Source organism: Streptomyces sp. NPDC002888 (assembly GCF_042888465.1).
In the GTDB taxonomy this organism is placed as follows: Bacteria; Actinomycetota; Actinomycetes; order Streptomycetales; family Streptomycetaceae; genus Streptomyces.
On the sequence record NZ_JBIAPU010000030.1, the window covers coordinates 1 to 18,219 of the forward strand.

General features: G+C 70.9%; 19 protein-coding genes and 1 tRNA gene. 8 read left to right on the forward strand and 12 right to left on the reverse strand.

What is annotated here, in order from left to right; all coding sequences use genetic code 11:
- The first annotated feature begins 266 nt into the window (after nucleotides 1-266).
- Nucleotides 267-1,229 (forward strand): helix-turn-helix domain-containing protein, encoded by a 963-nt coding sequence (locus tag ACFYWX_RS36725; protein ID WP_389429193.1) that lies wholly within the window; start codon nucleotides 267-269, stop codon nucleotides 1,227-1,229.
- 4 nt (nucleotides 1,230-1,233) lie between these two features.
- Here ACFYWX_RS36725 and ACFYWX_RS36730 read toward each other — a convergent pair whose 3' ends face one another.
- The 10 genes from ACFYWX_RS36730 to ACFYWX_RS36775 all read right to left on the reverse strand — a co-directional run bounded on the left by ACFYWX_RS36730 (nucleotide 1,234) and on the right by ACFYWX_RS36775 (nucleotide 11,301).
- Nucleotides 1,234-2,604: a cytochrome P450 gene (locus tag ACFYWX_RS36730; protein WP_389429194.1), complete on the reverse strand. Its 1,371-nt coding sequence runs from the start codon at nucleotides 2,602-2,604 to the stop codon at nucleotides 1,234-1,236.
- Nucleotides 2,601-3,722, reverse strand: a complete 1,122-nt coding sequence (gene cyc1 / locus ACFYWX_RS36735) for an epi-isozizaene synthase (RefSeq protein WP_389429195.1) — start codon at nucleotides 3,720-3,722, stop codon at nucleotides 2,601-2,603. The genes ACFYWX_RS36730 and cyc1 overlap by 4 nt, the downstream gene beginning before the upstream one ends.
- Before the next feature lie 277 nt (nucleotides 3,723-3,999).
- Nucleotides 4,000-4,650, reverse strand: coding sequence for a peptide deformylase (gene def, locus ACFYWX_RS36740; protein ID WP_389429196.1), 651 nt, complete (start codon nucleotides 4,648-4,650; stop codon nucleotides 4,000-4,002).
- A 149-nt stretch (nucleotides 4,651-4,799) separates the two neighbouring features.
- Complete coding sequence (locus ACFYWX_RS36745) at nucleotides 4,800-5,780, reverse strand: tetratricopeptide repeat protein (protein WP_389429197.1); 981 nt, start codon at nucleotides 5,778-5,780, stop codon at nucleotides 4,800-4,802.
- Between the two features lie 107 nt (nucleotides 5,781-5,887).
- Nucleotides 5,888-7,126: an HD-GYP domain-containing protein gene (locus ACFYWX_RS36750; RefSeq protein WP_389429198.1), complete on the reverse strand. Its 1,239-nt coding sequence runs from the start codon at nucleotides 7,124-7,126 to the stop codon at nucleotides 5,888-5,890.
- On the reverse strand, nucleotides 7,123-8,427 hold the full coding sequence (locus ACFYWX_RS36755) for an HD-GYP domain-containing protein (protein ID WP_389429199.1): 1,305 nt from the start codon (nucleotides 8,425-8,427) through the stop codon (nucleotides 7,123-7,125). Before ACFYWX_RS36755 ends, ACFYWX_RS36750 begins: the two co-directional genes overlap by 4 nt.
- Before the next feature lie 131 nt (nucleotides 8,428-8,558).
- On the reverse strand, nucleotides 8,559-8,879 hold the full coding sequence (rsrA, locus tag ACFYWX_RS36760; protein ID WP_389429200.1) for a mycothiol system anti-sigma-R factor: 321 nt from the start codon (nucleotides 8,877-8,879) through the stop codon (nucleotides 8,559-8,561).
- Nucleotides 8,876-9,559 carry an RNA polymerase sigma factor SigR gene (sigR, locus tag ACFYWX_RS36765; RefSeq protein WP_389429323.1) on the reverse strand — a complete coding sequence of 228 codons (684 nt, stop codon included), beginning with the start codon at nucleotides 9,557-9,559 and terminating at the stop codon, nucleotides 8,876-8,878. The genes rsrA and sigR overlap by 4 nt, the downstream gene beginning before the upstream one ends.
- A gap of 256 nt (nucleotides 9,560-9,815) precedes the next feature.
- On the reverse strand, nucleotides 9,816-10,475 hold the full coding sequence (locus ACFYWX_RS36770) for an alpha/beta family hydrolase (protein WP_389429201.1): 660 nt from the start codon (nucleotides 10,473-10,475) through the stop codon (nucleotides 9,816-9,818).
- A gap of 10 nt (nucleotides 10,476-10,485) precedes the next feature.
- Nucleotides 10,486-11,301, reverse strand: coding sequence for an SOS response-associated peptidase (locus ACFYWX_RS36775; protein WP_389429202.1), 816 nt, complete (start codon nucleotides 11,299-11,301; stop codon nucleotides 10,486-10,488).
- A gap of 105 nt (nucleotides 11,302-11,406) precedes the next feature.
- On the opposite strand from ACFYWX_RS36775, the gene ACFYWX_RS36780 reads away from it, so the two are divergent.
- From ACFYWX_RS36780 to ACFYWX_RS36795, 4 genes are all read left to right on the forward strand, one after another.
- Nucleotides 11,407-12,129 (forward strand): M50 family metallopeptidase, encoded by a 723-nt coding sequence (locus tag ACFYWX_RS36780; protein ID WP_389429203.1) that lies wholly within the window; start codon nucleotides 11,407-11,409, stop codon nucleotides 12,127-12,129.
- A gap of 123 nt (nucleotides 12,130-12,252) precedes the next feature.
- On the forward strand, nucleotides 12,253-13,569 hold the full coding sequence (gene aroA, locus ACFYWX_RS36785) for a 3-phosphoshikimate 1-carboxyvinyltransferase (RefSeq protein WP_389429204.1): 1,317 nt from the start codon (nucleotides 12,253-12,255) through the stop codon (nucleotides 13,567-13,569).
- Between the two features lie 11 nt (nucleotides 13,570-13,580).
- Nucleotides 13,581-14,591: a ribosome small subunit-dependent GTPase A gene (gene rsgA / locus ACFYWX_RS36790; RefSeq protein WP_389429205.1), complete on the forward strand. Its 1,011-nt coding sequence runs from the start codon at nucleotides 13,581-13,583 to the stop codon at nucleotides 14,589-14,591.
- 121 nt (nucleotides 14,592-14,712) lie between these two features.
- On the forward strand, nucleotides 14,713-15,036 hold the full coding sequence (locus tag ACFYWX_RS36795) for a DMT family transporter (RefSeq protein ID WP_389429206.1): 324 nt from the start codon (nucleotides 14,713-14,715) through the stop codon (nucleotides 15,034-15,036).
- Nucleotides 15,037-15,112: 76 nt separating this feature from the next.
- Here the strand turns inward: ACFYWX_RS36795 and ACFYWX_RS36800 are convergent, their stop codons facing one another.
- Nucleotides 15,113-15,733, reverse strand: coding sequence for a TetR/AcrR family transcriptional regulator (locus tag ACFYWX_RS36800; RefSeq protein WP_389429207.1), 621 nt, complete (start codon nucleotides 15,731-15,733; stop codon nucleotides 15,113-15,115).
- 373 nt (nucleotides 15,734-16,106) lie between these two features.
- Between ACFYWX_RS36800 and hisN the strand changes: the two genes are divergently transcribed.
- The 3 genes from hisN to ACFYWX_RS36815 all read left to right on the forward strand — a co-directional run bounded on the left by hisN (nucleotide 16,107) and on the right by ACFYWX_RS36815 (nucleotide 17,961).
- A complete protein-coding gene (gene hisN / locus ACFYWX_RS36805; protein ID WP_389429208.1) occupies nucleotides 16,107-16,907 on the forward strand; it encodes a histidinol-phosphatase in 801 nt (266 codons plus the stop codon).
- A gap of 149 nt (nucleotides 16,908-17,056) precedes the next feature.
- The gene (locus ACFYWX_RS36810) at nucleotides 17,057-17,449 is read left to right on the forward strand and encodes a cyclic nucleotide-binding/CBS domain-containing protein (RefSeq protein ID WP_389429209.1); all 393 of its coding nucleotides are present in this window, start codon (nucleotides 17,057-17,059) and stop codon (nucleotides 17,447-17,449) included.
- Between the two features lie 95 nt (nucleotides 17,450-17,544).
- Nucleotides 17,545-17,961: a Fur family transcriptional regulator gene (locus ACFYWX_RS36815; RefSeq protein ID WP_389429210.1), complete on the forward strand. Its 417-nt coding sequence runs from the start codon at nucleotides 17,545-17,547 to the stop codon at nucleotides 17,959-17,961.
- Nucleotides 17,962-18,142: 181 nt separating this feature from the next.
- Here the strand turns inward: ACFYWX_RS36815 and ACFYWX_RS36820 are convergent.
- Nucleotides 18,143-18,216, reverse strand: a tRNA-Met gene (locus tag ACFYWX_RS36820).
- Between the last annotated feature and the right edge of the window lie 3 nt (nucleotides 18,217-18,219).

Here is an 18,219-nt window from a genome sequence, read left to right on the forward strand (position 1 = left end):
AACCCCCCCCGCCCCCCCCCCCCCCCCCACCCCCCCCGGCCCCCCCCCCCCCCCCCCCCCCCCCCCCCCCCCCCCCCGGGCGCCGCCGCCCCCCCCCCCCCCCCCCCCCCCCCCCGGACCCGCGAGGAGAAGGAACATGGCCAGGACCGTGATGAGTTCGCTGAGTTCGTTCATGAGGTAAGCATCGTGCGCCCGTGACACTCATGACAGTGGCAGGACTGCCGCACACCTTCAAATTCCTGCCACTGTCGGGGCACACTGGCGGCATGCTGAAGAACGTGGCCGCCATCCTCCTCAACGGCGTGCACCCCTTCGAACTGGGTGTCGTCTGCGAGGTGTTCGGCATCGACCGCAGCGACGAGGGCCTGCCGGTCTACGACTTCGCCGTCGCCTCGGCGGAGGGGCCGACGCTGACCACCCACGCGGGCTTCTCCGTGCTGCTGGAGCACGGCCTGGAGCGGCTGGAGAGCGCCGACCTGATCGCCGTACCGGCCGGGGACACCTATGCGGCTCGTACCTATCCACCGGCACTGCTGGAGGCGCTGCGCGCGGCCGTGGACCGGGGCGCGCGGGTACTGAGCGTGTGCTCGGGGGTGTTCGTGCTGGCGGCCGCCGGGCTGCTCGACGGCCGCCGCTGCGCGGTGCACTGGCGGCACGCCGAGGAGCTGGCCCGGCGCTATCCGCGGACCATCGTCGAGCCGGACGTGCTGTACGTCGACGCCGACCCGGTGATCACCTCGGCCGGCACCGCCGCCGGTATCGACGCCTGTCTGCACATCGTGCGCAAGGAGCAGGGGCCGGAGGTCGCAGGCAGGATCGCCCGGCGGATGGTCGTACCGCCGCATCGCGACGGCGGTCAGGCCCAGTACATCGAGCGGCCGCTGCCGCGTTCCTCCTGCGACACGGTCGGTGAGGTGCTCGTGTGGATGGAGCGCAACCTTCACGAGGAGGTCACCGTCGAGCAGCTCGCCGCCCGCGCCCACATGTCCCCGCGCACCTTCGCCCGCCGCTTCCAGCAGGAGACCGGCACCACTCCCTACCGCTGGCTTCTGCGGCAACGCGTGCTGCTGGCCCAGCAGCTGCTGGAGGCGACGGACGAGACGATGGACGCGATCGCCGGTCGAACGGGGTTCGGTACCGCGGCCGCACTGCGCCACCAGTTCGTACGAGTGCTGGACACGACCCCGAACGCCTACCGGCGCGCGTTCCGGGGGCCGGAGGCCGCCTGACGCCTCACCTCGGCACCGGTCGCAGCAGCAGCCGGTGCGGGCGCAGCGTGATGCCGACCCGGGTCGCGTCGTTGGAGCCGGGCACCTGCTCCAGGCGGTACCGCGTCGCCACGGCCGCCGTGATCAGCGACAGCTGTGCCATCGAGAAGTGGTCGCTCGGGCACTTGCGGTTGCCCACACTGAAAGGGCTCATGGCGTACTTCGGGACGTCCTTCACCCGCTGCGGGAGCCAGCGGTCGGGGTCGAAGTCGTGGTGGCCCGCGTAGGAACGCGCGTCGCGCTGGATCGCGTAGGGGCTGTAGACGATGTCGGCCCCGGCCGGAATGCGATACCCGCCGAGTTCGGTGTCGGTGACCGCCCGTCGCGTCAAAATCCATACGGCGGGGCGCAGTCGCATGGCCTCGACGACGACATTGTTGGTGTGGGTGAGCCTGCGGACGTCCTCGAATGCCACAGGACGGCCCCCCGTCACCGATTCCACCTCCGCGCGCACCTTGTCCGCGTGTTCCGGGTGTTCCGCGAGGACCTGGAGCAGCCACATGATCGTGGACGCGACGGTTTCGCTGCCGGGGGTGAGTATCGCGACGACCTGGTCGTGGATCTCCTGTTCCCCGATGGGGTCGCCATTGTCGTCCTTCGCCTCCAGCAATGCCGTCAGCAAATCGTCCGGTTTTTGACCGGATGCGCGGCGCTCGGCGACGATCTCGTCGACGAGGAGATGTAAATCGGCCAGGGCGCGGTTGAATTCACGGTTGGCCGGCAGCGGCAGCCGGTACAGCGGCCCGAGCGGGATCACCATCCGCTGGTACATACCGCGGAAGACGGTGGCGAGGGCGACGCACAGCCGCTCGGCCCGCTCGTCCATGTACTCGCCGCGCAGCAGACAGCGGGCCGCGATGCGTACGGCGATGCGGAACGACTCGGAGGTGCAGTCGATCGTCTCGCCGGGCTTCCAGCGCTCGGTCAGTTCATGTGCCTCCTCCTCCATGATCGGCCCGTACGCGGGGATCGCGTCGAGCTTGAAGGCGGGCTGGATGGTGCGGCGTTGGCGCCGGTGCCGGGGGCCGTTGGCCGTGGCCACGCCCTCCTTGCCGAGCAGGCCCTCCAGGGATTCCCACAGCGGCCCGTCGATCTTGTAGTCGGGGCTCAGCGCGAGCGCCCCGGTGAGGGCGGGGGTGGTGACCGCGTACACCGTCTTCGGGCCGAGCCTCAGGCGGACGACGTCACCGTGGTCGCGCAGCTTGGACATGAACGCCAGCGGGTCGCGCACCAGCTTCCAGCCGTGGCCGAGAAGCGGAACGCCACCGCCCGCGAGGGGCGGCTCCCGCAGCTCGGACATCCGGGGTTCCACGGGCTTCACAGACTCGACGGTCATTCGTCACCTGCCGCTTCGTTGTTGACGTACGGGGGCGTGGACCGGTCGTCCCAGCTGTCGACCATGTAACGGCCGGACTCGTGGTGGAACCAGTAGACGGAACTGAACCAGTTCCGCATGTTTGCCAGGCAGGTTCGCACGGCGGCGCCCAATTCCTTTCCCCGCACCGTGCCGTCGTCGAGGCCGTCGGCGAACCGTAAGGTCTCCTGTTCGGCGAGGAGGAATTCGGTGATGCACTCGTCGACCCGCCGTCGGACTTCCTCGACCGCCTCTTCCAGAGTCAGTCCCTCATGGGTGACGAGACTGATTCCGAGATTGTGCACCTCGTCGCCCGCTATTTCCTTGGGGAGCGAACAGAGGTCGTTGTACCAGGCGGCGAATTCCTGGCTCAGCAGCGCCGCCCGGCGATATGCCGGGTGCTTTCTCACGGCGTCCGGAAGTTCACATCCCGCGCTCGGCTCCAGCAGATCCGTCCATATCCAGTGCGCGAACGTGAGCCGGCGCAGGGCGAGGTATTCCTCAACCGTCGGGATGATCCCCTCGCGGCGGTTGTGGAATTCCCGGTCGTAGGCCTCGATCACCTCGTGGAAGTGCCGGGCGAACCGCTCGTTCCAGGACCGGGGCAGGAACGAGTACAGCCTCACCATGCTGTCGGAGAACCCGGCGACCAGCGGGTCCTCGTGGTGCAGATGAGACCGTGGGGAGTCGAGTGCTCGATGCAGCCTCGCCTTCAGCCGCCGCCAGGCGGCTGGGCGGTCGTACACGATGTCGCGGTCGTGGCGGTCGTCCCAGACGAAGAACCATGCGCTGTAGTCCCCTATCGCCTGGAGCACCTCGTCCGGGGCTCCCAGGTAGTACCCCGCCATGAGGTCGGTGTAGCACAGTCCATCGGCATATTCCGCCACCTTGTCCGCGGGCATCAGCCGTTTTTCCAGGAGCCAGGTACGGGTCTTCTCCTGAAGCTCCGGCCAATACTCATGGAGTTGCCGAGGAAAGGCGGTCTCGATCACCGGAAGGGAGAGCGAGGGTGGGACCGCCACCACCGTCGCCGTCGAAGTGGTGCTGTATGCGGTGCCGTAAGTGGTGCTGTAAGTGGTGCTGTGTGGGAAAGCAGGCACGAACTACCCCTCTCAGCCGCCAGTGGTCGCGCGCCCCTCCCGCTGTACCGGGCGTGCGCCGTTGCGTATCTCCGCTCCCCATTCAGCCCTACAACTGACCGTTCTGGGAACGGATTTGCACCATTCACTACCCCACAGTGCCGAGACGCCCCCTTGCCTGACTGGTTCTGGATCACTACAGGAGGAGAAACGATCGAACGTGCGACGGACACACGAACGGCGCCTGTTCGGTCAGGGCAACCTGAACAGACGCCGTGCGTACGGGGCTTGTGTGACCTCAGTCGTTCGCGACCACGGGGTAGCGGGGCTCGTTCTCGGCCATCTGCCGTAGCGCGTCCTTGCGTTCACGCTTGGAGAGCCGGTCGATGTACAGGTACCCGTAGAGGTGATCGGTCTCGTGCTGCAAACACCGCGCGAAGTAGCCGGTGCCCCGCACCTTGATCGGGTTGCCCTTCTCGTCCTGCCCGGTCACCTCGGCGTAGTCGGGCCTCGCGAGCGGCGCGTACGCGGTCGGCACCGACAGGCACCCCTCGTTGCTGTCATCCAGCCGGCGCTTGTCCGCGGGCAGCTCCACGACCTTCGGGTTGCAGACCACGCCGACGTGCCGCACACCGTCGTCATCGGGGCAGTCGTAGACGAAGACCTTCAGGTCGACCCCGACCTGGTTGGCGGCGAGACCTACGCCCTCGGCGGTGCGCTGTGAGGCGAACATGTCGTCGACCAGCTTCAGCAGCTCGTCGCCGAACTCCGTGACGTCCTTGCACTCCTTGTGGAGCACCGGGTTCCCGACGACCGTGATCGGCCGCGAGGTCCCGCGCTCGCGGTATGCCTGCTCGCGCTCCTCCGCCTCCTCGGTGTCGATGACGAAGCCCTCGTCGTCCACGGGGAGCACGCCCACGTGCTGCTGATCGGTGTCCTGCTGCGCCATGACCGACGAAAGCCTTCCTCAGAAAAACGGGGGGTTAATGCTGATACAGGGTACGTGCAGCGCGCCCCATAGGGGCGCGGTCCAGTGCGATATGCGGCTCCGCCGCGTGGGCGCGACCAGCCACAACGAAGCCGCACTGGCCCACGGTCCTAGCAAACCTCTTCCAAATCCCGCCAATCCCTGGAATCCGGGCTGTCCGCAACCCACCCGTCCAACAACCCCCGAACCAGCGACGCCGGCGCAGCCACCCCGCACTCCCGCTCCGGCACCCACAACTGCCCGTCCGTCCGATGCCCCAGCGGCCCCGGATGCCCGGGCTCGCTGTGATCATGCGGATCCAGATGCTCACCGTCGCCCTCGTCCGACGGCATCCGCGACTCCGAGCACATCCGGCACAGCAACCGCACCGACGACGACCAGTCCTCCGCGGCGAACCCCGCGTCCGCGGCGAGCTCCTCCAGCGCGTCCCGGTCCGCCTCCGTCGCCGCCTCCAGCAGCACCACCCAGGTCGGCACGGGCGACGGCGCCCACAGCTCGATCTCGTCGAACACCGGGTACGCGTGCCCGGCCGACGTGGTCCGCTCCCCGTGCGGGACGCCGTCGTGCAGCACGACTTCCCCCCAGCGGCGCCCGGAGGACGGCAGCGGAATGGACAGCACCTCGATCCGCGCGGGATCGAGCCGGCGCCCCCACACGACCTCCGCCTCGCCCTCCGGCGACAGCCGCACCGCCGCGCTGCCGAGATCCATGCCGAGGGGTTCACCCGAAGTAGTGGCTCCGCCCGGCACGTGCAACCCGTACGCCTGCCAGGCGCGCCGGGCCAGCGGCCAGTCCTGGAGGGCGGTCGCCGCGATGCCGACGTTCCACCAGTCCGGCGCCCCGGTCTCCCGGTCGAGCAGCGCCACGGCCCTGAGGCCCGCCGCCCGGGCCTGCTCCCAGTCGTGCCGGAACTTGTGCAGCAGGGCGAGGTTGAACCAGGACTCCGACAGCCACGGCTCCAGATCGGCGGCACGTGTCAACAACGCGCCGGCGTCCTCGTACCGACCATCACCGATCAGGGTGAACGCACGGTCGGTGGCCTGCCGCCAGGAGGCGGAGGGCCGGTGCCGTCCCTTGCCGAAGATCCTCACGATTCCCGCCTGCCAGTTCCGTGGTGTGGGCTGGCCAGTGCCCCCAAACACTCTCTCTCCTTCGCATCCAACCACGTACGGCTGGAAGGGCGCTCATTACCCATGGGTTACCCCACTCCGGGCAGGGTAAGACAGCCCCGCGACAGAACCCGGGCCAGTGCTTCCACGACTTCGGGCGCGTAGTCGTCGGCGGTGGCCAGCCGCAGTTCCTCCAGGGCCTTCAGCGGCCCTCCCGGCCCGGCGTCCCGCGCCTTCTCCTCGTACGCGTTCACCGCCCGCACGATCCGCGCGGCCGGCGGCTGCTCCCGGCACGGGTCGGCCTGCCGCTCCACGACGACGGCGACCTGCGGGTCCACCCCGGTCTGCCGTACGACGGCCCCGCCGAGGAGCGCGATCCGCCGCTGCTCCTCGACGGGCAGCGCGGCGGTGGACCCCGCCGGCACCGGGTCGACGAGGCTGAGCTGGCCGATGTCGTGCATGAGGGCCGCGTACTCCAGCACAGTGAGTTCGGGCTCGGTGAGGCCCAGGTCCCGGCCGACGGCCTGGCTGAGGGCGGCGACCCGCAGGGCGTGCCCGGCCGGGGTGTACCCGGCGATCTCGGTGGCGCGGGCGAGGGAGGCGATGGTCTGCCGGTAGGTGGCCCGCACGGCGGCGTACCGGCGCAGGGACAGCTGGGTGAGGAGCAGCGGCAGCGAGAACACGGGCAGGGCCCACAGCCCCGCCACGGCCACCGCGAGGGCCATCACGGCGCCGGTCGCGCACACGGCCGACCCGATGCCGAGGGTGGCGCGCAGCTCGTCCCGCAGCAGCGGCCCGAACGGCCAGCCGGTGCGCGCGTGCGCCAGCGCGGCGGCGAGGACGGTGTCGCACAGGAGCGTGAGGGTGAGCGGCGCGAGCAGCAGCAGGGCGTGGGCGGGCCCCCCGGCCAACGTGCCGCTGTGGGCGAGGGGTTGGAAGCAGACGGCGGCGAACCCGACGGTCAGCACCCGCCGCGCCAGGTGGTCGAGCGTCGGACTCCGCCCCTGTGCGATGTGCGGCACGCTGCCGAGCAGGGAGGCGGCGAGCACGACGACGACGGACTGGGACACGCCGTGGTGCGTGGGCAGACCCGCGTTCTCCCCGAGCAGCGCGTACGCCAGCGCCCCGGCGGCCCCGAGCGGCGCGATCTCCCGCACGCGCCCGCGCCACCGGGTGAGCTCACCGACGGTGACGAGCAGCCCGAAGGCGAGCGCGAGGGCGCCTTCGTGGATGCCGCTGCGGAAGGTGACGCAGAGGGAGATGAGGGCGACGAGGGCGGCGGCGGTGTGGATGACGGGGAGGGACACAGGACACCGATGCCGGGTCATCGGCGCCCTCCAGGCAGGCTGGAGACCTGCGGACGGTCACCGGGCCGGGCGGGCTCGTCCGCCGTCACTGCAGGATGCCAGCCGGATCTGCTCACCGCACGGACGAGGGCGGACACCATACGGGGATCGAACTGCGTCCCCGCGCACCGCTCCAACTCCTCCAGCGCCGTGGACACCGGCCGGGCCCTGCTGTACGAGCGCGTCGACGTCATCGCGTCGAACGCGTCCGCGACGGCGACCACCCGTGCGCACTCCGGGATCTGACTGCCCACCAGTCCGTACGGGTAGCCACTGCCGTCCAGCCGCTCGTGGTGGTGCAGCACCGCCGTCCGGGCCTCGCCGAGGAAGGAGATCCCGCGCACGATCTCGTGCCCGTACTCGGGATGCAGCTCGATCACGCGCCGCTCCTCGGGCGTCAACGGGCCGTCCTTGCGCAGCAGCCGGGTGGGCACCCCCAGCTTCCCCACGTCGTGCAGGATCCCGGCGAACCGGAGGACCTCCACCCGCTCCTCGTCCATGCCCAGCTCGCGCGCGATCAGCACGGACGCCTGCCCGACCCGCTCGCTGTGCCCGCGGGTGTAGCCGTCCTTGATGTCGACGGCCTGCACCAGCGCCCGGATGGTGGCCCGGTGGGCCGCCCGCTCCCGGTGGTACTGGGCGTACACCCACCACGACACGCCCATCGGCAACAGCACGAGCAGCGCGGCGACGGGCCCGTACGGACTGCGCCACAGCACGGCCATCATCAGTCCGGCCGTCCCGTGCACCCCGACCGGCGCCAGCGACCGCGGGAGCAGCCCGCGCCACGCCCGCCGCACCGGCGCCTTCTCGGCCAGGGCGAGGATCCCGCCGTCCAGCAGGGCGAGGACCAGGCAGAACACCAGGACGGCCGCGCCGGCCGGGCCGAGCGCGTACGGGAAGTCGGAGGTGCCGACAGCGGTGCAGCCGTCGAGCGCCTCGTGGACTCGGGCCGCTGTCCACACGCCGAGGACCAGCCGGGCGGCGCGCCATACGCGGCGCAGCAGGAAGGGGCGCGCCTCGACGTGGGAGAGCAGTGCCCCGGGCAGCGGGACGAGTGCGGCGGCGGACGGCGGCAGCAGGAAGGCCGCGGCCAGCAGGACGGGGTAGAAGGTGCCTGCGAAGCGCCGCCGGGCGACCTGCTCGCAGCCGGCGTACAGCGCGGCGAGCAACAGGACCGCCCACGCGTGTGTGGACGCCGTCGGCGGGGGCAGCAGGCAGAGGAGGGCGGCCAGGGCTGCAGCGACGACGTACACACGTGCCCGTGCCGGCACAGCCTCCATATCGCCCTCCCCCGGCATGACGGTGCCCTACCAGGCTGGGAGCCTAGGGCGGCCGGGGGGAGGTGCGCGGGCGTATCACCCGCGGATTACTACGTTCGGGTGACGGCCTACGGCCGCCGGTTCCCGGGAGTTCAGGACTCCTGCGGGGTGACGGGGGTGGCCGGAGCGGCCGTCACGTCGTGCTCGGGCACGGTCTGGCCGGAGCGGATCAGATCGATCCGCCCCATGACCTTGGCCCGCAGGTCGGTCGGCACGTCGTCGTGCCCGCAGCACCGCTTGACCAGCTTCTTCACGGCCTGCTCCAGGCCGTACTTCTCGAGGCACGGCGAGCATTCCTCGAAGTGGTGCTGGAACTTGTCGCGGTCGATGTCCGGCATCTCGCGGTCGAGGAACTCGTAGAGGTGGTCGAGGACCTCACTGCAGTCCGTCTCGTGCGGGTCTCCGCAGCTCATGAGCCCGAACCTTTCGCTTCGTTCGACTCTCCGGCGCCCGCCGGGACCAGTCCGCGCTCGCGGGCGTAGTCCTCGAGCATGCCGCGCAGTTGACGGCGGCCCCGGTGCAGCCGGGACATCACCGTACCGATGGGTGTCCCCATGATGTCCGCGATCTCCTTGTACGCAAAGCCCTCGACGTCCGCGAGATAGACGGCGATGCGGAACTCCTCGGGGATCGCCTGGAGTGCTGCCTTGACGTCCGAGTCGGGCAGGTGGTCGAGCGCCTGCGACTCGGCGGAGCGCAGACCCGTCGACATGTGCGACTCGGCCCGTGCGAGCTGCCAGTCCTCGATCTCCTCGGCCGCACTGCGCTGGGGCTCGCGCTGCTTCTTGCGGTACGAGTTGATGAACGTGTTGGTGAGGATCCGGTACAGCCACGCCTTGAGGTTGGTGCCCTCACGGAACTGGTGGAAGGACGCGTACGCCTTGGCGTACGTCTCCTGCACCAGGTCCTCGGCGTCGGCCGGGTTGCGCGTCATGCGCAGCGCGGCCGAGTACATCTGGTCGAGGAATTCGAGCGCGTCCCGTTCGAAGCGCGCGCTGCGCTCCGCGTTGGACTCCGCGCTGTCGCCCCGGCCCTCGGGCAGCTCCGCCTGGCCGTTGTCGGTCCCTGCGTCGGTCCCAGTGACCGGACCCACCTCCTCAAGATTTCTCGTGAGACCGAGACCGGCCCCACTCGAATCGGAGGATAGAACACGATCCGCCCCCGCCGCCGCCCGAATAGGGGCGGTCTTGGCCGCGTGCAGCACCGACCAGTCCAGGTCGGCGCGGCTGGTGCGGCTCGGGCAGATGGTCGAACCCATGCGGCGGACTCCCTCTCCTACGACGTCGGCGCTGGTCTGCCAGCACTTCTGTCCGCCTCAACAGTGATCGGCCACCCTGCATTCCCCACCCCTACGCGAGTGACGAAACCCACCGCACGACGCCGGCGGTGATGATCTCCAGGGCGCGGTCCTGTCCGATGTCCGCCCTCTTCGGCACGGCGAAGCCGTGATCGCCGTACGGCACCTCGACCAGTTCGTACGTCCCCTCAGGGAACTCCTCCGGCTTGCCGAACGGGTCGTTGCCGCCCTGGACGACGAGGGTGGGGACCCCGGCGCCGAGCAGTTCGTCGGCGCGGGACTTCTCCGGCCTGCCGGGCGGGTGGAGCGGGAAGCTGAGGGCGAGGACGGCGTGCGCGCCGAGCTCGGTCGCGGTGCGGCAGGCCACGCGGGCGCCCGCGCTGCGCCCGCCGGAGATCACGGGCAGTCCCGGCCCGGCGAGCGCCGGCCAGATCCCGCGCCAGCCCACGTCCAGCGTCTTCGGGGCCGGCGCCACCTTCTTCCCGGCGACCCGCCAGGGCTGCTCGACCAGGGCGACCGTCACTCCGTGCCCGGGCAGCTCGGCCGCCAGGGCCCGCAGGTCGCGCGCCTCGATGCCGCCGCCGGCGCCGTGGCTCAGCGCGAGCACCAGTCGTGCCTTCTTCGCCGGGTGCCAGGTGATGCGGGCGGCACCGGCATCCGTCTCGATGGTCGCGCGGCGGATCTCGCTGGTCACCTTCGTCACATCACTCACGTCCGTCACATCAGAAGAGTGTGCCCTCTTCGGGCCCCTCCAGTTCCTTCAGCAGCTCCGGCCCGTTGTTGCGCACGTTGCTGACGGCGGTCGTCACGGGGTAGGCCCGCATCATCCCCTCGGGCGGCGGGGCGAGCAGCTCACGCAGGCCGTCCGGGTCCGTGCGGGACGGGTCGAGCCAGGCGTCCCAGCGGTCCGGCGTCAGCATCAGCGGCATGCGCGGGTGGATGTCGGCCAGCGCGTGCGGCCCGTCGGCCGGTGCCACCGCGAGCGGCGACTTCTCGGCCTCCGTGGTGATGACGGAGCACGTCACCCACCAGGCCTGCGGATGGTCGTCGGGCAGCGTGCGGTCCCGCCAGAACTCGTACAGACCGGCCATCGCGAAGACCGACCCGTCGGCCGGAAGCACGAAGTACGGCTGCTTGCGCGGCCTCTTCTTCTTCCCCTCGACCTCCAGGTCCCGCTCCTGCGTGCCGGTGACCCACTCGTAGTAGCCGTCGGCGGGGATGATGCAGCGCCGGGCGGCGAAGGCACGGCGGTACGACGGCTTCTCGTGCACCGTCTCCGCGCGCGCGTTGATCATCCGGGCGCCGCCCTCGGGGGTCTTCGACCAGGACGGGACCAGCCCCCACTTCAGCTTCCGCAGCTGGCGAACCGGGCGCTTGTCGTCGACGTCCTTCAGAGGGCGGTCGAGGACCGCGTAGACCTCCTTGGTCGGAGCCACGTTGTAGTCGGGCGCCAGGGTTTCCTCCGGCTCCCACTTCTCGATCTCAAAGGTTCCTGCGAGATCCTCGGGCCCACGACTGGCCGCATACCGTCCGCACATACGTGCCACACTGCCAGGCCCACCCGTCACCCGACCACCACCCCCCAACGACGGCGCTCCGCGCCGACCCCTATTGATCTCGCCGAGAGGGAGCCACCGCACAACATGGACAGCACCGCCGCCACCGCGCTGCCCGACCTGTGGGACCGTCTCGTCGGCACCCAGCCCGACCCCGACCTCTGGGTGGTGCTGGCCACCCTGGCCGCCGCGCTCGCCCTGGTCGTCCCGCACAATCTGTGGCGCCTCTCCCGCAACGCCATCACCATCGCCCACGAGGGCGGCCACGGCCTGGTCGCGCTGCTCACCGGCCGCACCCTGACCGGCATACGCCTGCACTCCGACACCAGCGGCCTCACCGTCAGCCGCGGCAAGCCGCACGGCATCGGCATGATCCTCACCGCGGCCTCCGGCTACACCGCTCCCCCACTCCTCGGCCTGGGCGGCGCCGCCCTCCTCGCGGCCGGCCACATCACCCTCCTCCTGTGGCTGGCCACCGCTCTCCTCATGGCGATGCTGGTGATGATCCGCAACGCCTACGGCGCCCTCACGGTCCTGGTCACCGGCGCCACGTTCGTGCTGGTGTCCTGGCTGACCGGCCCCCAGGTCCAGGCGGCCTTCGCCTACGCGGCGGTGTGGTTCCTCCTGCTGGGGGGAGTACGCCCGGCCTTCGAGCTGCAGGCGAAGAGGTCGAGGGGAGGCGCGGGCGACTCGGACGCGGACCAGCTGTCGAGGCTGACGCACACACCGGCGGGCTTGTGGCTGTTCCTGTTCCACGCGGTGAGCCTGTGCTCGCTGATAGGTGGGGGCCGCTGGCTGCTGGAGGTATGACGCGCCCCGAAGGGGCAGCGTCCAGGGGCGCGGGGCTGTATCGATATGCGGCTCCGCCGCGTGGGCGCGACCAGCCCCAACGGCGCCGCACCCGAACGACCCCCGACCACTAAAGTGGGGCCCATGGCCCCGAACGACGCACAAACCGCCCTCTGGCCCGCCCCGCACGCGAGCGGAGCCGTCGACGCGACGGTCCACGTGCCCGGGTCCAAGTCGGTCACCAATCGCGCCCTCGTCCTCGCCTCCCTCGCCTCCGAGCCGGGCTGGCTGCGCCGCCCCCTGCGCTCCCGCGACACCCTCCTGATGGCCGGCGCCCTGCGCGCGATGGGCGTCGAGATCGAAGAAGGGGTGGGCCCCGACGGCACGGGCGAGGCCTGGCGCGTCATCCCCGCGGGCCTGCGCGGCCCGGCCACCGTCGACGTCGGCAACGCCGGCACGGTCATGCGCTTCCTCCCGCCCGTCGCCGCGCTGGCCGACGGCCCCGTCCGCTTCGACGGCGACCCGAGGTCGTACGAGCGTCCCCTGAACGGCGTCATCGACGCGCTGCGTGTCCTGGGTGCCCGGATCGACGACGACGGCCGGGGCGCGCTGCCGCTCACGGTGCACGGCGGCGGGGCGCTGGACGGCGGCCCGGTCGAGGTCGACGCGTCCTCGTCGTCGCAGTTCGTGAGCGCCCTGCTGTTGTCGGGCCCGCGCTTCAACCAGGGCGTGGAGGTCCGCCACATCGGCTCGACGCTGCCGTCGATGCCGCACATCCGGATGACGGTGGACATGCTGCGCGCGGTCGGCGCCCAGGTGGACACCCCGGAGTCGGGTGGCGAGAAGAACGTCTGGCGGGTCACGCCGGGCGCGCTGCTCGGCCGGGACCTGACGATCGAGCCGGACCTCTCCAACGCCCAGCCGTTCCTCGCGGCGGCGCTGGTGACGGCCGGCAAGGTCCTCGTCCCGGACTGGCCGGCCCGGACGACCCAGCCGGGTGACAGGCTGCGGGAAATCTTCACCGAAATGGGCGGTTCCTGTTCGCTGACGGAGTACGGCCTGGAGTTCAGCGGCTCCGGCGCGATCCACGGCATCGACGTGGACCTCGGCGACGTCGGCGAGCTGACCCCGGGCATCGCGGCGGTCGCGGCCCTCGCGGACTCCCCCTCGACGCTGCGGGGCGTGGCCCATCTGCGGCTGCACGAGACGGACCGGCTGGCCGCGCTGACCAAGGAGATCAACGAGCTCGGCGGTGACGTCACCGAGACGGCCGACGGCCTGCACATCCGCCCGCGCCCCCTGCACGGCGGGGTCTTCCACACGTACGAGGACCACCGCATGGCGACGGCCGGCGCGATCATCGGCCTGGCGGTCGAGGGGGTGCGGATCGAGAACGTGGCGACGACGGCGAAGACCCTGCCGGACTTCCCCGAGCTGTGGGCCGGGATGCTCGGGGCCTAGGGACTTCCGCCATGCGTCGCTACGGCAAGCACACCGACGAGGACGACATCCGTTCGCGCCCGAACCGCAAGGGCAACCGACCGCGTACGAACATCCGCCCCAAGCACGAGGACGCCGCCGAGGGCATGGTCCTCACCGTCGACCGGGGCCGCCTGACCTGTCTGGTCGAGGACCGGATCGTACTGGCGATGAAGGCCCGTGAACTGGGCCGCAAGGCCGCGGTGGTCGGCGACCGGGTGGCCCTCGTCGGTGATCTGTCCGGCCAGAAGGACACCCTCGCCCGGATCGTCCGCATCGCGGAGCGCACGTCGTTGCTGCGCCGCACGGCGGACGACGACGACCCGTTCGAACGTGTGGTGGTCGCCAACGCCGGCCAGCTGGCGATCGTCACGGCCCTGGCCGACCCCGAGCCGCGCCCCCGCCTCATCGACCGCTGCCTGGTCGCTGCCTACGACGGCGGTCTGGAACCCCTGCTGGTGATGACCAAGTCGGACCTGGCCCCACCGGACAAGCTCCTCGAGCTGTACGGCCACCTGGACATCCCCTACGTCGTCACCAGCCGTGAGGAGCTGGAGAGCAAGGACGCGGCGGACCGGGTCCGCGAACACCTCGACGGCCGGATGACAGCGTTCGTGGGGCACTCGGGCGTGGGCAAGACGACCCTGGTGAACGCGCTGGTGCCGGAGGACCGCCGCCGTACGACGGGCCACGTGAACGCGGTGACGGGCCGCGGCCGGCACACCACGACATCGGCGCTGGCGCTGCCCCTGTCGGGCACGGACAGCTGGGTGATCGACACACCGGGCGTACGGTCCTTCGGCCTCGCCCACATCGACCCGACCCGTGTCATCCACGCCTTCCCCGACCTGGTACCGGGCACGGAGGGCTGCCCGCGCGCCTGCAGTCACGACGAGCCGGACTGCGCGCTGGACGAGTGGGTCGCCGAGGGACACGCGGATCCGGCCCGGCTGTACTCGCTGCGCCGGCTGCTGGCGACACGGGAGCGCAAGGAAGGCGACTGACCTCCGCGTTGTTTGTCTTGCCCCAGGTCCGGTAAGGGCATAATCGCACCGGGTCGGATCCAGGCCCGCCCCAAACACGACGAAGCGGTCACCGGACGTTGACGGTACGGGAGGACAGCACATGGCGTGGCTGCTGGTCATAGTGGCCGGGTTGCTCGAAACCGGTTTCGCCGTCTGTCTGAAGCTGTCGCACGGCTTCACGCGACTCTGGCCGACCGTCGCCTTCTCCGTCTTCGCGCTCGGCAGCTTCGGTCTGCTGACCCTGTCCCTGAGGAAGCTCGACGTGGGCCCCGCCTACGCCGTGTGGACGGGCATCGGCGCGGCGGGCACCGCCATCTACGGAATGATCTTCCTCGGCGACCTGGTGTCGACGCTGAAGATCATCTCGATCAGCCTGGTCGTCGTCGGCGTGATCGGGCTTCAGCTGTCGGGGTCGTCGCACTGAGATCTCAGCGCTCAGATCCGAGGGCTGAGATCCGAGCGCTGAGATCCGAGCCCTCGCGGAAAGAGGGCCGGGGCGCTCAGACCGGCTGGCGGTGCAGGGCGCCGCGTACGAGGTCCGCGACCCCGCCCTCGCCGGGCGGTGCCGCCACGCAGGACAGGGCGAGCCGGACGGCGAGTTCGCAGGAGCGGGCCAGGTCGGCGGACTGCGTCCTGGCCGCGCCGGGACCGGCACTCGGACCGGTGATCACGGCCACGGCACGGTCGCGGACCATCGCCACGAAGTCCGCGGGCGAGGGCAGCGGGCCGTCGGCGCGCCGCTGCGCCGGTACGACCGAGGAGGAGGGCACCCCGGAGAGCGTCGGCGAGGGCAGCCGCTCGTTCCAGGAGCCGGTGAGCATGGCCCGTACCAGCGCGTTCTCGCGGGCGGCCGACGTGGTCCACTCGGCCGTCGCGGTCAGCCGGTCCCGGGCGTCGGCGGAGGTGGTGAGCGCACGCTCGACCCCGACGAGGTAGCCGTCGGCCTCCCTGCGGACGAGCGCCCGCGCGAGCCCTTCCTTGCTGCCGAACTCGTTGTACAGCGTCTGCCGGGACACCCCGGCCGCCGCGGCGACGTCCACCATCCGTACGGCGGACCACGCCCGACCCTCCAGTGCCGCGAAAGCGGCATCCAACAGGGACTCCCGCGCTGCAGGCATCATCGCCTCCCCGGGGCGAGCGACTCTGCGCCCAGATTTGACGCGTACCGAGGCACTGTCAAGGGTTCGCGAGGGCATTGGGGGGCGCCTTCGGGCGGGCGCACGCGGGAGGTCAACGGGTGGCACATCGTGGGCACATCTGCCCGACCGGGCCGCGAGCATGCATCCCTCTCGCGCCTCTCCTGACGGCGCTTGCCTCCGTGGGCCACCCGGGCACGGCTCCCCGGTTCCCTCCGGTACCGGGGGCGCGCCCCTTCCGGGCGACGCGCCCCGGCCCGGGCGCCTGCGCACCACCGCCCACCCGCGCACCTCGCGCCTTCACGGGCACCTCGGCCCCCTGTAGCCCCCGTCACCCCCGGCAGATACCGTTCCCTACATGCCGGACTACCTCGACGACCTCCGCTTCGCGCACGTCCTCGCGGACGCCGCGGACGCCACCACCATGGACCGCTTCAAGGCCCTCGACCTCAAGGTCGAGACCAAACCGGACCTGACTCCGGTGAGCGAGGCGGACAAGGCGGCGGAGGAACTCATCCGCGGCCACCTCAAGCGCGCCCGGCCCCGGGACGCGATCCTCGGCGAGGAGTACGGCGTCGAGGGCACGGGCCCCCGCCGCTGGGTCATCGACCCGATCGACGGCACGAAGAACTACGTGCGTGGCGTTCCCGTGTGGGCCACCCTCATCTCCCTGATGGAGGCGGGAGAGGGCGGCTACCAGCCCGTCGTCGGCCTCGTCTCCGCCCCCGCCCTGAACCGCCGCTGGTGGGCCGCGAAGGGGCACGGCGCCTTCGGTGGCCGCAGCCTGTCCTCCGCGAGCCGCCTGCACGTCTCTCGCGTCTCGGAGCTTGCGGACGCCTCGTTCTCGTACTCCTCGCTGAGCGGCTGGGAGGAGCAGGGCCGCCTGGACGGCTTCCTCGACCTGACCCGCCAGGTGTGGCGCACGCGCGCGTACGGCGACTTCTGGCCGTACATGATGGTCGCCGAGGGCTCCGTCGACGTGTGCGCCGAGCCCGAGCTGTCCCTGTGGGACATGGCGGCGAACGCGATCATCGTGACGGAGGCCGGCGGCACCTTCACCGGACTCGACGGCCGCCCGGGCCCGCACAGCGGCGACGCGGCCGCGTCGAACGGCCTGCTCCACGACGAGCTGCTGGGGTATCTCAACCCGCGCCAGTGAGAAGCACGGAGTGAGCATGCGCGCCCTCGATCGGCCGCGCACGCCCTCTTGTTGACCTCTGCTTTACCTGCCACTCTGAGAGGACCCTCATTTGTGAACTTGTGAATCCCTGAACGAGTTCAGGGATTCCAGGAGGTGACTCGGAACCCATGCTCGTCCGCGACGCCATGAGCACGGTGGTCCTCACCATCGGACCCGCCCACACCCTCCGCCAGGCCGCCGCCCTGATGTCCGCCCGCCGGGTGGGCGCGGCCGTGGTCCTCGACCCCGATGCCGGCGGGATCGGCATCCTCACCGAACGCGACATCCTCAATTCCGTGGGCCTCGGCCAGAACCCGGACACGGAGCGCACCCATGCCCACACCACCAACAACGTCGTGTTCGCCACCCCGTCCTGGACCCTGGAGGAGGCCGCGCACGCCATGACCCACGGCGGCTTCCGCCACCTCATCGTCCTGGACGGCGGCGAACCGGCCGGCATCGTCTCCGTCCGCGACATCATCCGCTGCTGGGTGCCGGTGCGACAGCACGCGCCGGTCTGAGCGCCCCACTCGAAGTAGACTTTGTCTAAAACAGCTAGGAGTCCAAAGTCACACCCGTTCGGATTCTTGTCCCCCTAGCTGTTAGGCTGGTCGGCATGAGTGACCTTCTGGAACGGCTGCGCGGACGCGGCTGGCGAATGACCGCGCAGCGGCGCGTCGTGGCCGAGGTCCTCGACGGCGAACACGTCCACCTGACGGCCGACGAGGTCCACTCTCGGGCTGTCGCCAAGCTGCCCGAGATCTCCCGGGCGACCGTCTACAACACGCTGGGCGAGCTGGTCTCCCTCGGCGAGGTGCTCGAGGTCGCCACGGACAAGCGCGCGAAGCGGTACGACCCGAACGCGCACCGTCCGCACCACCACCTGGTCTGCGCCCAGTGCGGCGCGATCCGCGACGTCCACCCCGGCGGCAACCCGCTGGCCGACCTCCCCGACTCCGAGCGCTTCGGCTTCACGGTCTCGGACGTCGAGGTCACGTACCGCGGCATCTGCCCGAACTGCGCGGCGGCCTAGCCCGCTCCGCTCAGCTACCGAAAAAGCCCCGGCACCCACTCAAGGGCGCCGGGGCTTTTCGCTGACTTGGCTCTTCGCTGACCCGGCTCTGCGCTGGGCCGGCTCTTCGCTGACGTGACCTTCTGTCGACCACACGCACCGAGGGCCGGAACCCTTTCGGATTCCGGCCCTCGGCCTTCAGTAGCGGGGACAGGATTTGAACCTGCGACCTCTGGGTTATGAGCCCAGCGAGCTACCGAGCTGCTCCACCCCGCGTCG